This is a genomic window from Nocardiopsis sp. YSL2 (assembly GCF_030555055.1).
Taxonomy (GTDB): domain Bacteria; phylum Actinomycetota; class Actinomycetes; order Streptosporangiales; family Streptosporangiaceae; genus Nocardiopsis.
This window is the reverse complement of sequence record NZ_JAMOAO010000001.1, coordinates 3,286,062-3,300,383: the sequence shown is the minus strand read 5'-3', so window position 1 is coordinate 3,300,383 and position 14,322 is coordinate 3,286,062. Positions and strand designations below refer to the sequence as shown.

General features: G+C 72.3%; 9 protein-coding genes. 1 reads left to right on the top strand and 8 read right to left on the bottom strand.

Features of this window, described 5'->3' with window-relative positions:
* Positions 1-34: 34 nt before the first annotated feature.
* The 3 genes from M1P99_RS14660 to M1P99_RS14650 form a co-directional block, all read right to left on the bottom strand.
* Positions 35-1,564: an alpha/beta hydrolase gene (locus tag M1P99_RS14660; RefSeq protein ID WP_304453214.1), complete on the bottom strand. Its 1,530-nt coding sequence runs from the start codon at positions 1,562-1,564 to the stop codon at positions 35-37.
* A 141-nt stretch (positions 1,565-1,705) separates the two neighbouring features.
* Positions 1,706-2,878, bottom strand: a complete 1,173-nt coding sequence (locus M1P99_RS14655; protein WP_304453213.1) for a DNA polymerase III subunit delta' — start codon at positions 2,876-2,878, stop codon at positions 1,706-1,708.
* 158 nt (positions 2,879-3,036) lie between these two features.
* On the bottom strand, positions 3,037-4,242 hold the full coding sequence (locus M1P99_RS14650; protein ID WP_304453212.1) for an IS110 family transposase: 1,206 nt from the start codon (positions 4,240-4,242) through the stop codon (positions 3,037-3,039).
* Positions 4,243-4,468: 226 nt separating this feature from the next.
* Between M1P99_RS14650 and M1P99_RS14645 the strand changes: the two genes are divergently transcribed.
* Positions 4,469-4,774 carry a pyridoxamine 5'-phosphate oxidase family protein gene (locus tag M1P99_RS14645; RefSeq protein WP_304453211.1) on the top strand — a complete coding sequence of 102 codons (306 nt, stop codon included), beginning with the start codon at positions 4,469-4,471 and terminating at the stop codon, positions 4,772-4,774.
* On the opposite strand, the gene tmk is transcribed toward M1P99_RS14645, so the two are convergent.
* The 5 genes from tmk to M1P99_RS14620 all read right to left on the bottom strand — a co-directional run bounded on the left by tmk (position 4,740) and on the right by M1P99_RS14620 (position 14,296).
* Positions 4,740-6,845: a dTMP kinase gene (gene tmk / locus M1P99_RS14640; protein ID WP_304453210.1), complete on the bottom strand. Its 2,106-nt coding sequence runs from the start codon at positions 6,843-6,845 to the stop codon at positions 4,740-4,742. The genes M1P99_RS14645 and tmk overlap by 35 nt on opposite strands.
* 342 nt (positions 6,846-7,187) lie before the next feature.
* A complete protein-coding gene (gene topA / locus M1P99_RS14635; RefSeq protein ID WP_304453209.1) occupies positions 7,188-10,052 on the bottom strand; it encodes a type I DNA topoisomerase in 2,865 nt (954 codons plus the stop codon).
* Positions 10,053-10,680: 628 nt separating this feature from the next.
* A complete protein-coding gene (locus M1P99_RS14630; RefSeq protein ID WP_304453208.1) occupies positions 10,681-12,201 on the bottom strand; it encodes a hypothetical protein in 1,521 nt (506 codons plus the stop codon).
* 323 nt (positions 12,202-12,524) lie between these two features.
* A complete protein-coding gene (locus tag M1P99_RS14625; protein WP_304453207.1) occupies positions 12,525-13,103 on the bottom strand; it encodes a chaplin family protein in 579 nt (192 codons plus the stop codon).
* 155 nt (positions 13,104-13,258) lie between these two features.
* Positions 13,259-14,296 (bottom strand): hypothetical protein, encoded by a 1,038-nt coding sequence (locus M1P99_RS14620; RefSeq protein ID WP_304453206.1) that lies wholly within the window; start codon positions 14,294-14,296, stop codon positions 13,259-13,261.
* Positions 14,297-14,322 lie beyond the last annotated feature (26 nt).

Below are 14,322 nucleotides of genomic sequence, written 5' to 3'. Positions count from 1 at the left end.
CCAGGGTGCCCCGTCCATCTTCTCCGGTGTGACGTCAGGCGCAGGCCATGCCGTCCTCGGGCACGGTGAGGTCGATGAGGTAGTCGTCCACCATCGCGTCCACGCACGCGTCGCCCATCCGGTAGCCCGTGTGCCCGTCGCCGTCCCGGGTGACCAGGAATCCGGGTTCCAGCTGATTGGCGAGGGCCTCGGCCCACGCGTAGGGGGTCGCGGAGTCGCGGGTGGTGCCCACCACCATGATCGGGTCGGCGCCGGCCGCGGTCAGCTCGCCGCCCTCGGCCACGGCCTCCTCCGGCCAGTAGGCGCACGGCAACGCGCTCCAGGCGAGCATCGGCCCGAAGACCGGTGACTCCTCGCCCGCCTCCTCGGCGGCCGTGGCGTACTCCTCCACGTCCCGCGGACTGGCGGAGTCGGAGCAGTTGACCGCGATGAGCGCGGCGGTGGAGTTCTCGTACTTCTCGGTGTCGGTCCGCCCGTAGAGGTCGTCGCCGAGCAGGACGAGGCTCGTGCCGTCGCCGTCCTCCATCGCGGCGGTGAGCGCCTCGCGCACGCGCGGCCACCGGCTCTCCGTGTACAGCGCGGCGAGCACGCCCAGTTCGGCGCGGGCCCGGTTGACCTCGCGGTCGTCGGCGGAGTTGGCCAGCGGACGTTCCGCGGCGCCCTCCAGGAAGTCGTCGAGCGCGGCCACGCCCTCGTCGACGCTGGTGCCCGGACCGCCCAGCGGGCAGTCGGAGCCGGTCACACAGTCCGCCACGAAGGCCCGCAGCGCGGTCTCGAACCCGGTGGCCTGCTCCACGCTCATGTCCAGCTGTTCCTGGCTGGGGTCGACCGCCCCGTCCAGGACCAGGGCGCGCACCCGCTCGGGGAACTGGTCGGCGTACTGGGCCCCGATGTGCGTGCCGTAGGACGCGCCCAGGTAGGTCAGCCGCTCGTCGTCGACCAGGGCGCGCAGCATGTCCATGTCGCGGGCGACGTTGGCGGTGCCCATGTGGAGCATGAGGTCGGGCGCGTTGGTCTCGCAGGCCTCGACGAACTCCTGGCTGCTCTCCACGATCTCCGCCGTGTCCGCGGCGTCGTCCCCGGTTCCGTCCCCGACCTCCACACCGAGGAAGTCGTCGATCCCCTCCGCGTCCAGGCAGGTCAGCGGCGAACTGCGGCCCACACCGCGCGGGTCGAAGCCGACCACGTCGAAGCGCTCCCGGACGTCCTCGCTGATCCCGTAGGCGGCGTGGTCCACGTAGTCGTAGCCCGAGCCGCCGGGCCCGCCCGGGTTGATGAGCAGGGAGCCGACAGGATCGCTCCCCGAAGCGGGCAGGCGCTTGACCGCGATCTCGATCCGCTCGCCGTCGGGGTCCCCGTAGTCCATGGGCACCTCGTAGACGGCGCACTCGACCTGGGATCCGCCCTCCTCACAGGCGCCCCAGGTGAACTCCTGCGAGGTGAACTCCGCGAGGGGCCCCGACTCCTCCGCGGGCGCGGACCCGCCACCGGTACCGCCACCGGCACTACCGCCGGCCGTACAGCCGGAGGCCAGCAGTACCGCGCCCGCGATTCCGACCGCCACCGGTCCACGTACCCTCGTCGCCACGCCTGTCCGCCCTCTCGTCGCCGCCGACGGTGGTCGGCGTGTCCGTGTCGATGCCGCGCACCCGGAGCCCGGACACCCGTCCGGTACCGGGCACACTACGCGCGGCGCGCCCGCGCGTCAGCCGGCCAGCAGCGCGGAGGTCATCGCCTCCATGGCGATCTGGGGGTGCACGTTGGCGCCGATGCGCGTCCGGCACTCCATGATGGCGTCGATCCGGCGGAGCGTGGACTCGGGTGTGCTGGAGCGGGCCACGCGCTCCAGGTCGCCGGAGCGCTCGACCGTGGACAGCTCCACCCGGGCCCCGAGCTGGAGGGCGAGGACGTCGCGGTAGAACGCCGCCAGGTCGAGCAGGGCGCGGTCGTAGGAGTCGCGCTTGATGCGCGTGGCTCGGCGCTTCTGCCGTTCCTCCAGGTCCTTCATCGCGCCCGCCGACCCCCGGATCGCCTTGGCGACGCCCTTGCCGGTGGAGCCCTCGCCGAAGGCCGCCCGCATGTCGCCCTTCTCCTGCTCGTCGAGCGCGGCGGTGAGCGTCTTGGAGTCCTCCTCCGCGATCTCGTAGAGCCGGGCCGCGGCGACGACGCACGCGCCCGTACCGTCCAGCCGCACGGGGATCGACAGCACCTCCTCGCGGCGGCGGCGGGCCTCGGGGTCGGTGGCGAGCTGCCGGGCGCGGTCAATGCGCCCCGCGGCGGCGCGCGCGGCCGACCGGGCGGTGTCGGGATCCACACCGTCGCGCTGCACGAGGGCGGAGACGAGTTCCGCCGTGGGAGGCGTGGCCAGGGTCACCAGGCGGCAGCGGGAGCGGATGGTGATGAGCAGGTCGTCGGGGGTGGGCGTGCACAGCAGCCACACCGTGCGGGGGGAGGGCTCCTCCACGGCTTTGAGCAGGGCGTTGGAGGCGGCCTCGGTGGCGCGCTCGGCGTCCTCGAACAGGACGATCCGGAAGCGTCCGCCGGAGGGTTTGGAGCTGGCCTTCAGCACCAGGTCGCGGGTGGCGGCCACGCCGTAGCTCAGGCCGCTGGGCCGGACGTACAGCACATCGGGGTGGGTCCCGGTGAGCACCTGGTGGCAGGAGCCGCAGTGGCCGCACCCGCCGTCGGGGCACTGCAGTGCGGCGGCGAAGGCGCGGGCGGCCTCGGACCGGCCCGACCCGGGGGGCCCGGTGAACAGCCAGGCGTGCGTCATTCCCGTACCCGGCCCGCCGGCGACGAGGTCGCCGGCCCCGGCCACGGCCCGCTCGAGTCGGCCGACCGCGGCCTGCTGGCCGATCAGGTCGTCGAAGACCGTCAAGCTTGCCCCCCGAACCGCATGGAATGTCTCGGTCCCAGGATAGGAGTCCCCGCCGACACGTGAGCCGGTTTCCACAGGCCCTCTCCGGCGACGGGTCGATGAGTCCGGCCGCCCCAGCGGGTCTGTTCCCGTACGAGGAAGGAATCTCAATGACCGTGTCAAGCCGCCACAGGCCTGACCGGTGTGCTGCGCTCGAAAAGGCGACCGTCGCGCAGCAGCGCCCACAACACGTTCACGAGCCTGCGCGCCAGGGCGAGCAGCGCTTGTTTGTGCAGCATCCGCTCACCGCGTTTCTTCCGGTAGAAGGTCCGCGATGGGCCGTCGGCCTTGATCGAGGACAGCGCCGCCATGTAGAACACCCTGCGCAGCCTGCGGTTGTAGCGCTTAGGGCGTCTGAGGTTCCCACTCACCCGGCCCGAGTCCTTGCTGACCGGTGCCAGCCCGGCATAAGAAGCCAGGCGACCCGAGTGGGCAAACGCGGCCAGGTCGCCGCCGGTGACTGTGATGAACTCCGCCCCCAGGATCGGCCCCATCCCGGGCAGGGACTCGATGATCCCGGCTTGGGGGTTGGAGCGGAACACGCCGGTGATGGTCTTGTCCAGGTCCTTGCGCTCGTGGTCCAGCTCCAGCAGTTTGGCGGCCAGGCGCTTGACGAGCGCGGCGGTGCTCGCTTCACCGGGCAGCACGATGGTCTGGGCCTGGGCGGCCTCCAGCGCGGCGGCGGTGATCTTGGCCAGGCTGGGCCGGTGCGCGCCGTGCTCGCGCAGGTGGGCGAGGAGCCCGTCCTCGCCCGCGTCGCGGACTTCGGCGGGGGTGGCGAAGCCGGTGAGCAGGATCAGCGGGGACCGCTGGGTGTAGTCCAAGGCGCGTTCCAGGCCGGGGAAGACCGACCCGAGCAGGTCGCGGAGCCGGTTGACGCCGCGTACCCAGTCCGCGGCCAGGTCCGCCCGGTGGGCGGTGAGCCGGGCCAGCTCGGCCACCTGTTCCGGCGGGGTGGTGACCGTGGCCAGGTCCGGGCGCATGCGGGCGGTCTGGGCGATGACCAGGGCGTCCTTGGCGTCGGTCTTGGACTCGCCGAAGGTGGTGGTCATGGTGTTGACCATGCGGCCGGGGACGTAGACCACTGTCTGGTCGGCGGCTCCGAGCACGGCCAGGAGCAGAGCGGCGTAGCTGTTGGTCAGGTCCACCGCCCAGCGAGCCTGGACGCCGGCGGCGGTGGCCTTGGTGATGAGGGCCTCGATGGCGGCCTGGTCGTTGCGGACCTGCTTGGACCACAGCACCTCACCAGTGGTGTTGACCGCTGTGGCGTGGTGGTTGGTCTTCCCAGCGTCGATGCCGACCCACACGAGTTGACCGGTGTTCATGGGTTCTGCCCGCTCCTCGCTGTTGGTGGTCCCCGTGGACAGCCCCGCCACCAGGTCCCTAAACAGCGACTACATCGCAGATCTCAATCAGAGGTCGGGGAGTCCCGGACGGCGGGGCGGCCATTCCTCTCGAGCCTTCGAGGGCAAGCACCCCATCAGCCACACCCCACCGTCCTGGGCATCCAGAACATTCCATCCTGAACACCCACAACCTTAGGGAGTCCCCATGCGCGAACCGACACCCGTGACCGGCCTCTGCCCGGATTTCAGCAGCGCCGGAGCCGCCCCGGTCCCCTGGGGCCGGGCCCGCACCGTCCTGGCCGACGCGCCCCTGTACTGGGTGACGACCGTGCGCCCCGACGGCCGCCCCCACACCGTGCCCCTGCTGGGCGTGTGGGTGGACGGCTCCGTCTGCTTCTGTCCCGGACGGGAGGGCGGAAAGGGCCCCTCCCGTGGCGGGAAGGGCCCGTGGAGCCGTCGAGGAGGGACCGCCGGGCCTACTCCGGCCGGATCACCGGGATCATTCCGGTGACCGCCTCGGAGCTGGAGTCGACCGGGTCCGGCAGCAGGGACCGCACCCGGCGACGGATCTCCTTGGAGATCCGTGCCTGGGGCTCGGCCGCGTCCACGACCAGGTAGCGCTCGGGGTCCCGCTTGGCGAGCGCCAGGAAGCTCTTGCGGACGCGCTCGTGGAACTCCAGTGACTCCGACTCGATGCGGTCGGTCGGCCCGCCCAGCCGGGACAGCCCGGCCTCGGGGTCCACGTCCAGCAGGACCGTCAGGTCCGGGACGAGGTCCTGGGTGGCCCAGTCGCTGATCCCGCGGATCTCGTCGGGCGCGAGGTCGCGGCCCGCGCCCTGGTAGGCCAGGAGCGAGTCGACGTACCGGTCGCTGATGACCACGGCGCCGCGCCGGAGCGCGGGCAGGATCTCCTGTTCGACGTGGTCGGCCTTGTCGGCCGCGTACAGCAGTACCTCGGCGCGGGGGGTGATGTGGGAGTTCTCCCGGTCCAGGAGCAGCCCGCGCAGGCGCATGCCGAGCTTGGTGGCGCCGGGCTGGCGCGTACCGAGGACCTCGAAGCCCTGCTCGCGCAGCCAGACGGTGAGCTCGCGGACCTGGGTGGACTTGCCCGCGCCCTCGCCGCCCTCCAGGACGATGAAGGCGCCGGAGTGCTCGGGCTCCTCCTCCTCGTCCTCGGTGAGGTCCACCCCGCGCAGGGCGGCGACCAGCTCGGGCACCAGGCCCGGACCGCCCTCGGGGTCATCGCGGTTCACCTGGCGGTAGCTGATCCACGCAACGACGACGGCGATCAGGCCGACCGCCATCAGGACGATCCCGCTGCCGCGCAGGTCGTAGGTGAGGGGGCCGACGGGAAGTGAGTAGTCGCCGATGAACCCGGCGGCCAGCGCCGCGAGAGCGGCGGCGGCCACCAGGACGATGCGGGCGCAGCCGTGGAGGAACGCCAGAGCGCGGTCGCGGTCCTCGTCCCCGGCCTCCTCTCCGAGCAGGGCCGTGCCGAGGCCCCAGGCCATACCGGCGCCCACGCCGAGCAGGGTGGTGAGGACGGCGGTGAGCACCATGTCGCCGACGGCCCCGGCGAAGAGCAGGGACAGTCCGGCCACGGCCGCGCTCACGCCGAACAGGCGTCGACGGCTGAACCGCTTGAGGACGCGGGGACCGGCCAGCATCCCCAGCGCCATCCCGGCGAACACGGCGGCGAAGACCACGCCGAAGCCGGCGTTGCCCGCGCCCAGGCCCTCGACGTGCAGACGCCCGACGCCGACGACGGTGCCGCCGGCGGCCAGGGCCCCGAGCATGCCCAGCACCAGGCCCCGTCCGAGCGGCGAGGCACCGGCGGCGCGCCGACCGGCCCGCACCGATGCCAGGAGGGCGGCGTCGCGGGTGCCGGCCTCACCGCCCTTGGCGGGCTTGTGCTTGGGAATCGGCAGCCCCGCGACGACGATCGCGGCGACGAGGAACATCAGGCCGTTGAGGTAGAGCGCGACGTCCGCCTCAGGGCTGGCCAGGGACGGCACCAGCGCGCCGAGCAGGTTGCCGACCGAGGCCAGCGCGGCGAAGAGCAGCGCGGCGACGGGGGCGGTGCCGTAGCCGACCAGCAGGCACAGCCGGGTGGCCTGGCCCTGGAGCCTGCGCGGCACCAGCGTCGGGACGGTGGCGTCCTTGGCCGGGGTCCACAGGAGTTCGACGAGCTCGGCGAGGAAGGCCGCGATGAGCAGCCATTCCAGTGAGAAGTCGGCGAAGAACAGGCCGACGAGAGGGATGGAGACGTACAGCAGGGCGCGCAGCACGTCGCCGACGACCATCGTCCACCGCCGGTCGAGACGGTCGGCGAGCGCCGCGACCAGCGGGCTCAGCACGATCGACGGGGCGAGCTTGATCACCACGACGCCGCTGACGGCCAGGTACCGGACCAGGGTGGAACCGTCGGCGGTGAAGATCGCCGCCAGGGACATCAGGGCCAGCAGGCTCAGCCAGTCACCGAGGCTGGACAGGGTAAGCGAGATCCACAGCCTTCTGAAGGGTGTGATCGCGAGGACGTTGCGCGCCTCGTCCGGCGCTCCCAGGGGTGCAGATCTGCTCATAGCGCTCAAGATTATCGATGTGGGGGATAGGGATGGACGGGCTCAGGGCCCGCCGCAGGATTCGAGTGGAGTGAACGGGGGCCACACACGTATCCACGCCCCCTGCTCTCACGCACACAGTAGTACGGAAGTCCCCCTCGGAACAGGGGGCGGAGGGCCTGCCACGAACTGTGACCGGCGCGGGGCGGGCGCCCCGCACCGGCCGAAACGGGGTAGGGGCACAGGCCCGGAGAACGCACGGCGAGGGCGCCGACGGGCCCTGGAGGGCCTGGAGGAGCACTCCCGAGGAACGAGGGAGTGCTCCGGAAGGCGCGAAGGCCCCGTCTTCCAGGCGACCGAGCCCTACTCCTGTGCGTCCCCCGACTCCTTCGCGGTCGTCCGGGGCACGCCGGTCTTGGCCGCGGCGGTGGACTTGCGCGTCGTCGTCTTCTTCGCGGTGGTGGTCGTGGACTTCTTCGCGGTCGTGGTCTTCTTCGCCGCGGGCTTCTTGGCGGGCGCCTTCTTGGCGGGCGCCTTCTTGGCCGGGGCCTTCTTCTTCGCCGGGGCCTTGGCCCGCCGCTCGGCCAGCAGCTCCGCCGCGCGCTCGTCGGTGATCGCGTCGACCTCGTCGCCCTTGCGCAGCGACGCGTTGACCTCTCCGTCGGTGACGTAGGGGCCGAAGCGGCCGTCCTTGATCACCATCTTGGCGCCGGACTCGGGGTCCTGCCCCAGCTCGCGCAGGGGCGGGGCCGCCGCGCGGCGGCCGCGCTGCTTGGGCTGGGCGAAGATCGCCTCGGCCTCCTCCAGGGTGACCGTGAACATCTGCTCCTCGGTCTCCAGGGAGCGGCTGTCCGTGCCCTTCTTCAGGTACGGGCCGTACCGGCCGTTCTGCGCCGTGACGTCCTCGCCGTCCAGCTGGCCCACGACCCTGGGCAGGGACAGCAGGCGCAGCGCGTCCTCCAGGGTGACGGTGTCCAGGGACATCGACTTGAGCAGGGAGCTCGTCCGCGGCTTCTCCTTGGCCTTGGCCCGGCTCTTGGGCTTGGCCTCGCCCTCCGCCGGGTCCTCGATGACCTCGGTGACGTAGGGGCCGAAGCGCCCGGACTTGGCCACGATCGCGCGCCCGGTCTCGGGGTCGACCCCGAGGTCGCGGTCACCGCTGGGCTGCGCGAACAGCTCCTCGGCCTTCTCCTCGGTCAGCTCGTCCGGGGCCAGGTCCTCCGGCACGTTGACCCGGACGCCGTCGCGGTCCAGGTAGGGGCCGTAGCGCCCCACCCGCAGCACGATGTCGGTCCCGGGCAGCGGCAGGGAGCTGACCTCCTTGGGGTCGATCTCCGAGAGGTGGTCGCCCACCAGCTCCTTGAGACCGGTCTCGTGACCGCCCTGCGCGTCCTCACCACCGAAGTAGAACCGGCGCAGCCAGGGCAGGCTCTCGGCCTCACCGCGGGCGATGGCGTCGAGCACGTCCTCCAGGCGGGCGGTGAACGCGTAGTCCACCAGGTTGCCGAAGTGGCGCTCCAACAGCTGCACGACGGCGAAGGCCAGGAAGGACGGCACGAGCGCCGTGCCCTTCTTGAACACGTAGCCGCGGTCCTGGATCGTGCCGATGATCGCGGCGTAGGTGGAGGGGCGGCCGATCTCCCGCTCCTCCAGCTCCTTGACCAGGCTCGCCTCGGTGTAGCGCGCAGGCGGGCGGGTGCTGTGGCCCTCGGCTTCCAGCGCCTGCGCCTTGAGCGGGTCGCCCTCGGACATCGGCGGCAGTCGGCGCTCGCGGTCGTCCAGGTCGGCCGCGGGGTCGTCGGACCCCTCCACGTAGGCCTTGAGGAAGCCGTGGAAGGTGATGATCTTGCCGGTCGCGCTGAACTCGGCGACCTCGCCGCCCGAGGACGTGCCCTCGATGCGCACCGTGACGGACTCACCGACCGCGTCCTTCATCTGCGAGGCGACGGTGCGCTTCCAGATGAGCTCGTAGAGGCGGAACTCGGGGCCCGACAGCCCGGTCTCGGCGGGCGTGCGGAACTCCTCACCCGCCGGGCGGATCGCCTCGTGCGCCTCCTGCGCGTTCTTGACCTTGCTGGCGTACACGCGGGGCTTGGCGGGCAGGTAGTCGCCGCCGTACAGGCGCCGGACCTGGTTGCGCGCGGCGTTGACCGCGCTGTCCGACAGCGTGGTGCTGTCGGTACGCATGTAGGTGATGTAACCGTTCTCGTACAGGCGCTGGGCGACCTGCATGGCCTGCTTCGCGGACAGGCCCAGCTTGCGCGAGGCCTCCTGCTGCAGGGTCGTGGTGCGGAACGGCGCGTAGGGCGAGCGGCGGTAGGGCTTGCGCTCGACGGAGCGCACGGAGAACCCGGATCCGGCCAGGCGCTCGGCCAGGCCGCGGGCGGCGGCCTCGTCCAGCTGGCGGACGTCGCGGTCCGGGCGCAGCGTGCCCTGGGGGGTGAAGTCGCGGCCCACGGCGATGCGCGTGCCGTCCACGGAGACCAGGGTGGCGGGGAAGGTCGCGGGACCCTCGGGCACACCGGCCCCGGTGGCGTCGAAGACCGCCTTGAGGTCCCAGTACTCCGCGGAGGTGAAGGCCATCCGCTCGCGTTCGCGCTCGACCACCAGACGGGTGGCCACGGACTGCACGCGGCCCGCCGACAGCTTCGGCATGACCTTCTTCCACAGCACCGGGGAGACCTCGTAGCCGTAGAGGCGGTCCAGGATGCGGCGGGTCTCCTGCGCGCTCACCAGGCGGGTGTTGAGGTCGCGGGTGTTGCGGGCGGCCCGCTGGATGGCGTCCTTGGTGATCTCGTTGAACACCATGCGCTTGACGGGGATCCGTGGCTTGAGCTCTTCGAGCAGGTGCCAGGCGATCGCCTCGCCCTCGCGGTCCTCATCTGTGGCGAGGAGGAGTTCGTCGGCGTCCGCCATGAGCTCCTTGAGCTTCTTGACGTGCGACTTCTTGTCGGGGTTGACGACGTAGAGGGGCTCGAAGTTCCCGTCGACGTCCACGCCGAGCCGCGCCCAGGGCTGTCCCTTGTACTTGGCGGGGATCTCGGCGGCCTTCGCGGGCATGTCGCGGATGTGGCCGATGCTGGACTCCACGACGTAGCCGCGGCCCAGGTATCCGGCGATGGTCTTCGCCTTGGCGGGCGACTCGACGATGACGAGGGCGTTACCCGCCCCTTGGCGTCCGCTGTCCTTCGAGCCGTTCTTGCCGGCGCTGCCCTTCGTGGGTGGCACGCTCTTCCCCTACGTCTAGCCTTACGTGGTCTCTTCGGCCGTGGTCTGTCGGTTCCCGTGGACCGACAGTAACCGAATTCCAGGCACTCCCCCGTCGATGGGCCCGCGTGGCCGCTTCGCGTGTGGGAGGTCCGCACCGCGGTCGGCCTGGGCTCGTTCCCACCGGCATCCGCAGAATAGGCGCTCGGTGTACCGCTACCGTCCCGTATCGCACGTGTCCGTCCGTGGCAACAGTCTCCCCTCGTGGGTCGAGGGCTCCGACGAGCACCTGGAACACTTCACCGTGGTGAGTTAGCTCACACTTCCCTCGACCGGGTGTCCTGCTCCCAGAATGCGGCGAGTCCTCCCGGATATTCCCGGGAGGACTCGACTCTCGTCCTGAGCTGGTGGTCGTCACCCCCACGCTTCCGCAGTCCACCGCGTTCCAAACGGAACGGAAGCGCGAAGGCGACTCACCTCACCCGTGTCCGCGGCACCGAGGTGCCGGTGCGGGACCCGGTCACGGATCCGCGACCACCGCCTCCAGGTGTTGGCGACCCGCAGTCCACCGCGTTCCAAACGGAACGGGACGCCTACCCCTGTCGGTCGGGCGATCGGCCGTCCGCGACCGTGCCCCCGGTCTCGGCCCTTACAGGCCGACACCCGTCAGGCTGAGGACCTCGTCCACGGGGTTGGGTGCCTCGGGCAGCTCGTCGGCGTGCTCCGGGGCGTGCTCCTCGACGGCCTGGGCGGTGGTCTCGCTCAGGGTGTAGTCGACGGGCACCATCTCCGAGACGGGCACCTCGGGCAGCTCGTTCACGATGGGAGCCGCGTCCAGAGCGCCGGACTGGTGCTCGACGGGCGCGCTGTCGTGCACGACGACCGCGTCGCTGTCGGTGGAGCTGGCGCCCGCGACGCCGGCGACCGCGCCGACCGCGTTGCCCGCGACGTTGACGGGCACGTCGGCCTCGCCGACGAGCTGGTTGCCACCGACCAGGGAGCCGTTGCCGGAGGTCGCGACGTCGTGGTCGTCGTGCTTGACGATCGCGTCGCTGTCGGTGGTGGCCGCGCCGGCCATGCCGCCCACGGCGCCGACCGCGTTGCCGGTGACGTTGACCGGGACGTCGAGGTCCACGACGCCCTGGTTGCCGCCCAGGACCGAGCCGTTGCCCGAGGTCGCGATGTCCGAGCCGCCCCAGGACTGGTGCTGGCGCTCGGCGGGGGCGGACTGGCGGGCCACGCCCATGTCGACGCCGGAGGTGTCGGGCAGCGGCTGGACGCTGCCGAGGGCCTCGCCGAGCAGGTCGGCCGGGGACAGCTCGGTCGCGCCGGACTGGTGGTCGCGGTAGCCGTGGTCGCCACCGTGGTGGCCGTGGTGGCCGTGGCCGTGGTGGCCGCGCTCCGCGACGATCGCGTCGGAGTCGGTGGCGGCCGCGCCGGCCACCCCGCCCACGGCGCCGACCGCGTTGCCCGCGACGTTGACCGGGACGTCGAGGTCCACGACGCCCTGGTTGCCGCCCAGGACCGAGCCGTTGCCCGAGGTCGCGATGTCCGGGCCGCCGTGGTGACCGTGGTGACCGTGGTGGTGCACGACGGAGTCGGCGTCGGTGGCGGCCGCGCCGGCCACCCCGCCGAGCGCGCCGATGGCGTTGCCGGAGATGTTGACCGGCACGTCGGCGTGGCCGACGAGCTGGTTGCCGCCGGCCAGGGAGCCGTTGCCCGAGGTCGCGATGTCCGGGCCGCCGTGGTGACCGTGGTGACCGTGGTGGTGCACGACGGAGTCGGCGTCGGTGGCGGCGGCACCCGCCACCCCGCCGAGCGCGCCGATGGCGTTGCCCGTGACGTTGACCGGCACGTCGGCGTGGCCGACGAGCTGGTTGCCGCCCAGGACCGAGCCGTTGCCCGACGTGCGGATGTCGCCGCCGCGGTCGACCACGGCAGCGCTGGAGCCGGTGCACTGGGCACCGGACATGCCGATCAGGGCGGAGATGGAGTTGCCGCAGACGTTGATCGGCACGTCGGCGTCGGCGACGACCTGGTTACCGCCCAGGATCGAGCCGTTGCCGGAGGTGGCGACGCCGCCGTCGGCGAAGGCCACGCCGCTGCCCAGCGCGACGAAGCCCGCTGCCAGAAGCATGGACTTGGCGGAGGTCCTAGCCCACTTACCCATGTGGGAAGTCCTTTCGAGAGAACGAGTTGATGAGAAAGCTGCTGTGCGTGGGCCACAAGCCGTTCCACGCCCCTGGATGGGGCACGGGCCTACGGCCAAGGCCGGGGATCATCCGGTTGTGCGCGCACCTGGACGGTGCGTGTGCGCCGGGCTGCTGAACACCTCTCCGTCGCGCCGGCTGGTTGCGGGCGGACGCGTGCGTCCCGTCGGTCAGCTCCGCTCTGGTTGAGCGGCGGCTGACGTGAACCCCGCGGACACGGCCTCGGCCGATGCTGCGGGACTCGCGTCAACCCCCGGACCGCGCGAGCGGCCCGGGAAGCCGATCAGTGGCGTGTGCGGCGGCGGAGTCCGAAGAGGACCAGCCCGGCACCGGCCAGGACGGCTGCGGCGGCGGCCGCGACCCAGGAGGTCAGGCCGGAGACGCCGGTGCGGGGAAGCTCCGGCGGACCCTCGGACGGACCCTCGGACGGGCCTTCCGACGGGCCTTCCGACGGGCCCTCCGACGGACCCTCCGACGGGCCCTCGGACGGACCCTCCGACGGGCCTTCCGACGGACCCTCGGACGGACCCTCCGACGGACCTTCCGACGGGCCCTCCGAGGGCGTCTCCTCGGGCGGCGTGTAGCCGTCGTAGCCGCTGTTGTCGTCGGGGGCGCTGGTGGAGGACGCCTCCTCGACGGTGGCCTCGTCGTCGGTGCACTGGGCCCCGGCGGCGCCGAGGACCGCGACGGAGTTGCCGCAGGCGTTGATCGGAGCGTCGGCGTCGAGGTCGACCTGGTTGCCGCCGCCGATCGATCCGTTTCCGCTGGTGGTGGTGTCGGCGTGGGCCGCTGCGGCCCCGGTGATGGTGAGGAGGCCCGCTGCCACGAGGGCGGTGATCCTGGCCTGTGTCGCGTGCGTCATGGCATGTCCTTGGGTCAACGAGAGTTCAGATGGCTACTCAGGGTGACCGCGGCGGCGACTCCGAGCCGAGGGCTGTGGAGGTCGGTGCCAGCCGGAATCCGGCATGGCGACTGCGCGTGGAAGCGCGAAGGGACCGGCCGCGGTCGAGAGCGCGACTAGTCGGGGGAGAAGGTGGGGTCGTCCGCGGCGTCGCGGACGACCAGGGTGGGGTCGCCGGGCAGGGCGACCCGCTGGGCCTGCGGCGCGAGGTGCGCCGCGCGGGCCATGAGGAATCCGGCGGTGGCCGGCTGCGGGAAGGTCGGCGCGGCGGTACCCGTCGCGTCCGCGTGCCCGTGGTGCGTGCCTCCGCCGCCGATGAGGCGGATGCGCTCACCGAGGTCCTCGGCCTCGTCCGCCGCCTGCTCCGCGGCCTGCTCGGCCGCGGCGCCGTGGGCGGTGTGCGCGGCGGCCTCGGCCGCCGCCCGGGCTGTCCTGGTCACGCGCTCCACCTCGGAGCGCGGGACGCTCCGCTCGGCGGGGCGCGCGGTCGTGGTCTCGGCGGGGACCTCGGAGCCGATCACCGGCAGGTCGCCGTGGACCACGGCGTCCGCGGTCCTGGCGGTACCGTCGATCCCCTGGCGGACGCTCCGGGTGGAGTCGGCCAGGCCGTCGGCCACGGTGGTGACCATGCCCGTGTCGCGCAGCGAGCCTTCGGCGGCGCCCGCGACCTCGTGACCGGTGCGGGTGATGCCGTCGACCAGGTCCCCCGCCTCGCGGGCGGTCCCGTCCACCGCGCGGGTCGCGTCGTCGACGACCCGGTTCGCGGTGGCCCCGGTGGAGGTCTCCCCGAGTGCCGACGCGACGCCGGACTCGTTCAGGGCCGTCGAGGGCAGCGACGCGGCCTGGGGCACGACGTCGCCGGTCAGCGTGCCGGTCACCGAGGCGGCGCGGGCCGTGGTGTCGGTGAGCCGAGCGGAGCGGATCTCCTCGGCGGCCGCCTGTCCGGCACGCTCGGCGGCGTCTCCGGACTGCAGGACGCTGTCGACGAGGCCGTTCGAGTCGGATGCGGTCCCACCGTGGGCGGCACCGAACCCTCCGGCCAGCCAGGCGACGACCACGAGACCGGACAGGAGGAGAAGACGGGCGAGGACGACACGGTCACCACAGGCAGCGCGACTGGTCGTGACCAGCCACCCCCGGCCCGTGAGCACCATGCATGCCCCCTCGTCTCGTTCCTGCT

Bases quoted from the DNA above. Each gene is read 5' to 3' on its own strand.
- M1P99_RS14650 (WP_304453212.1), bottom strand. From the start codon at position 4,242: ATGAACACCGGTCAACTCGTGTGGGTCGGCATCGACGCTGGGAAGACC.
- M1P99_RS14645 (WP_304453211.1), top strand. From the start codon at position 4,469: ATGCGCGAACCGACACCCGTGACCGGCCTCTGCCCGGATTTCAGCAGC.
- tmk (WP_304453210.1), bottom strand. From the start codon at position 6,845: ATGAGCAGATCTGCACCCCTGGGAGCGCCGGACGAGGCGCGCAACGTC.
- M1P99_RS14630 (WP_304453208.1), bottom strand. From the start codon at position 12,201: ATGGGTAAGTGGGCTAGGACCTCCGCCAAGTCCATGCTTCTGGCAGCG.
- M1P99_RS14625 (WP_304453207.1), bottom strand. From the start codon at position 13,103: ATGACGCACGCGACACAGGCCAGGATCACCGCCCTCGTGGCAGCGGGC.
- M1P99_RS14620 (WP_304453206.1), bottom strand. From the start codon at position 14,296: ATGGTGCTCACGGGCCGGGGGTGGCTGGTCACGACCAGTCGCGCTGCC.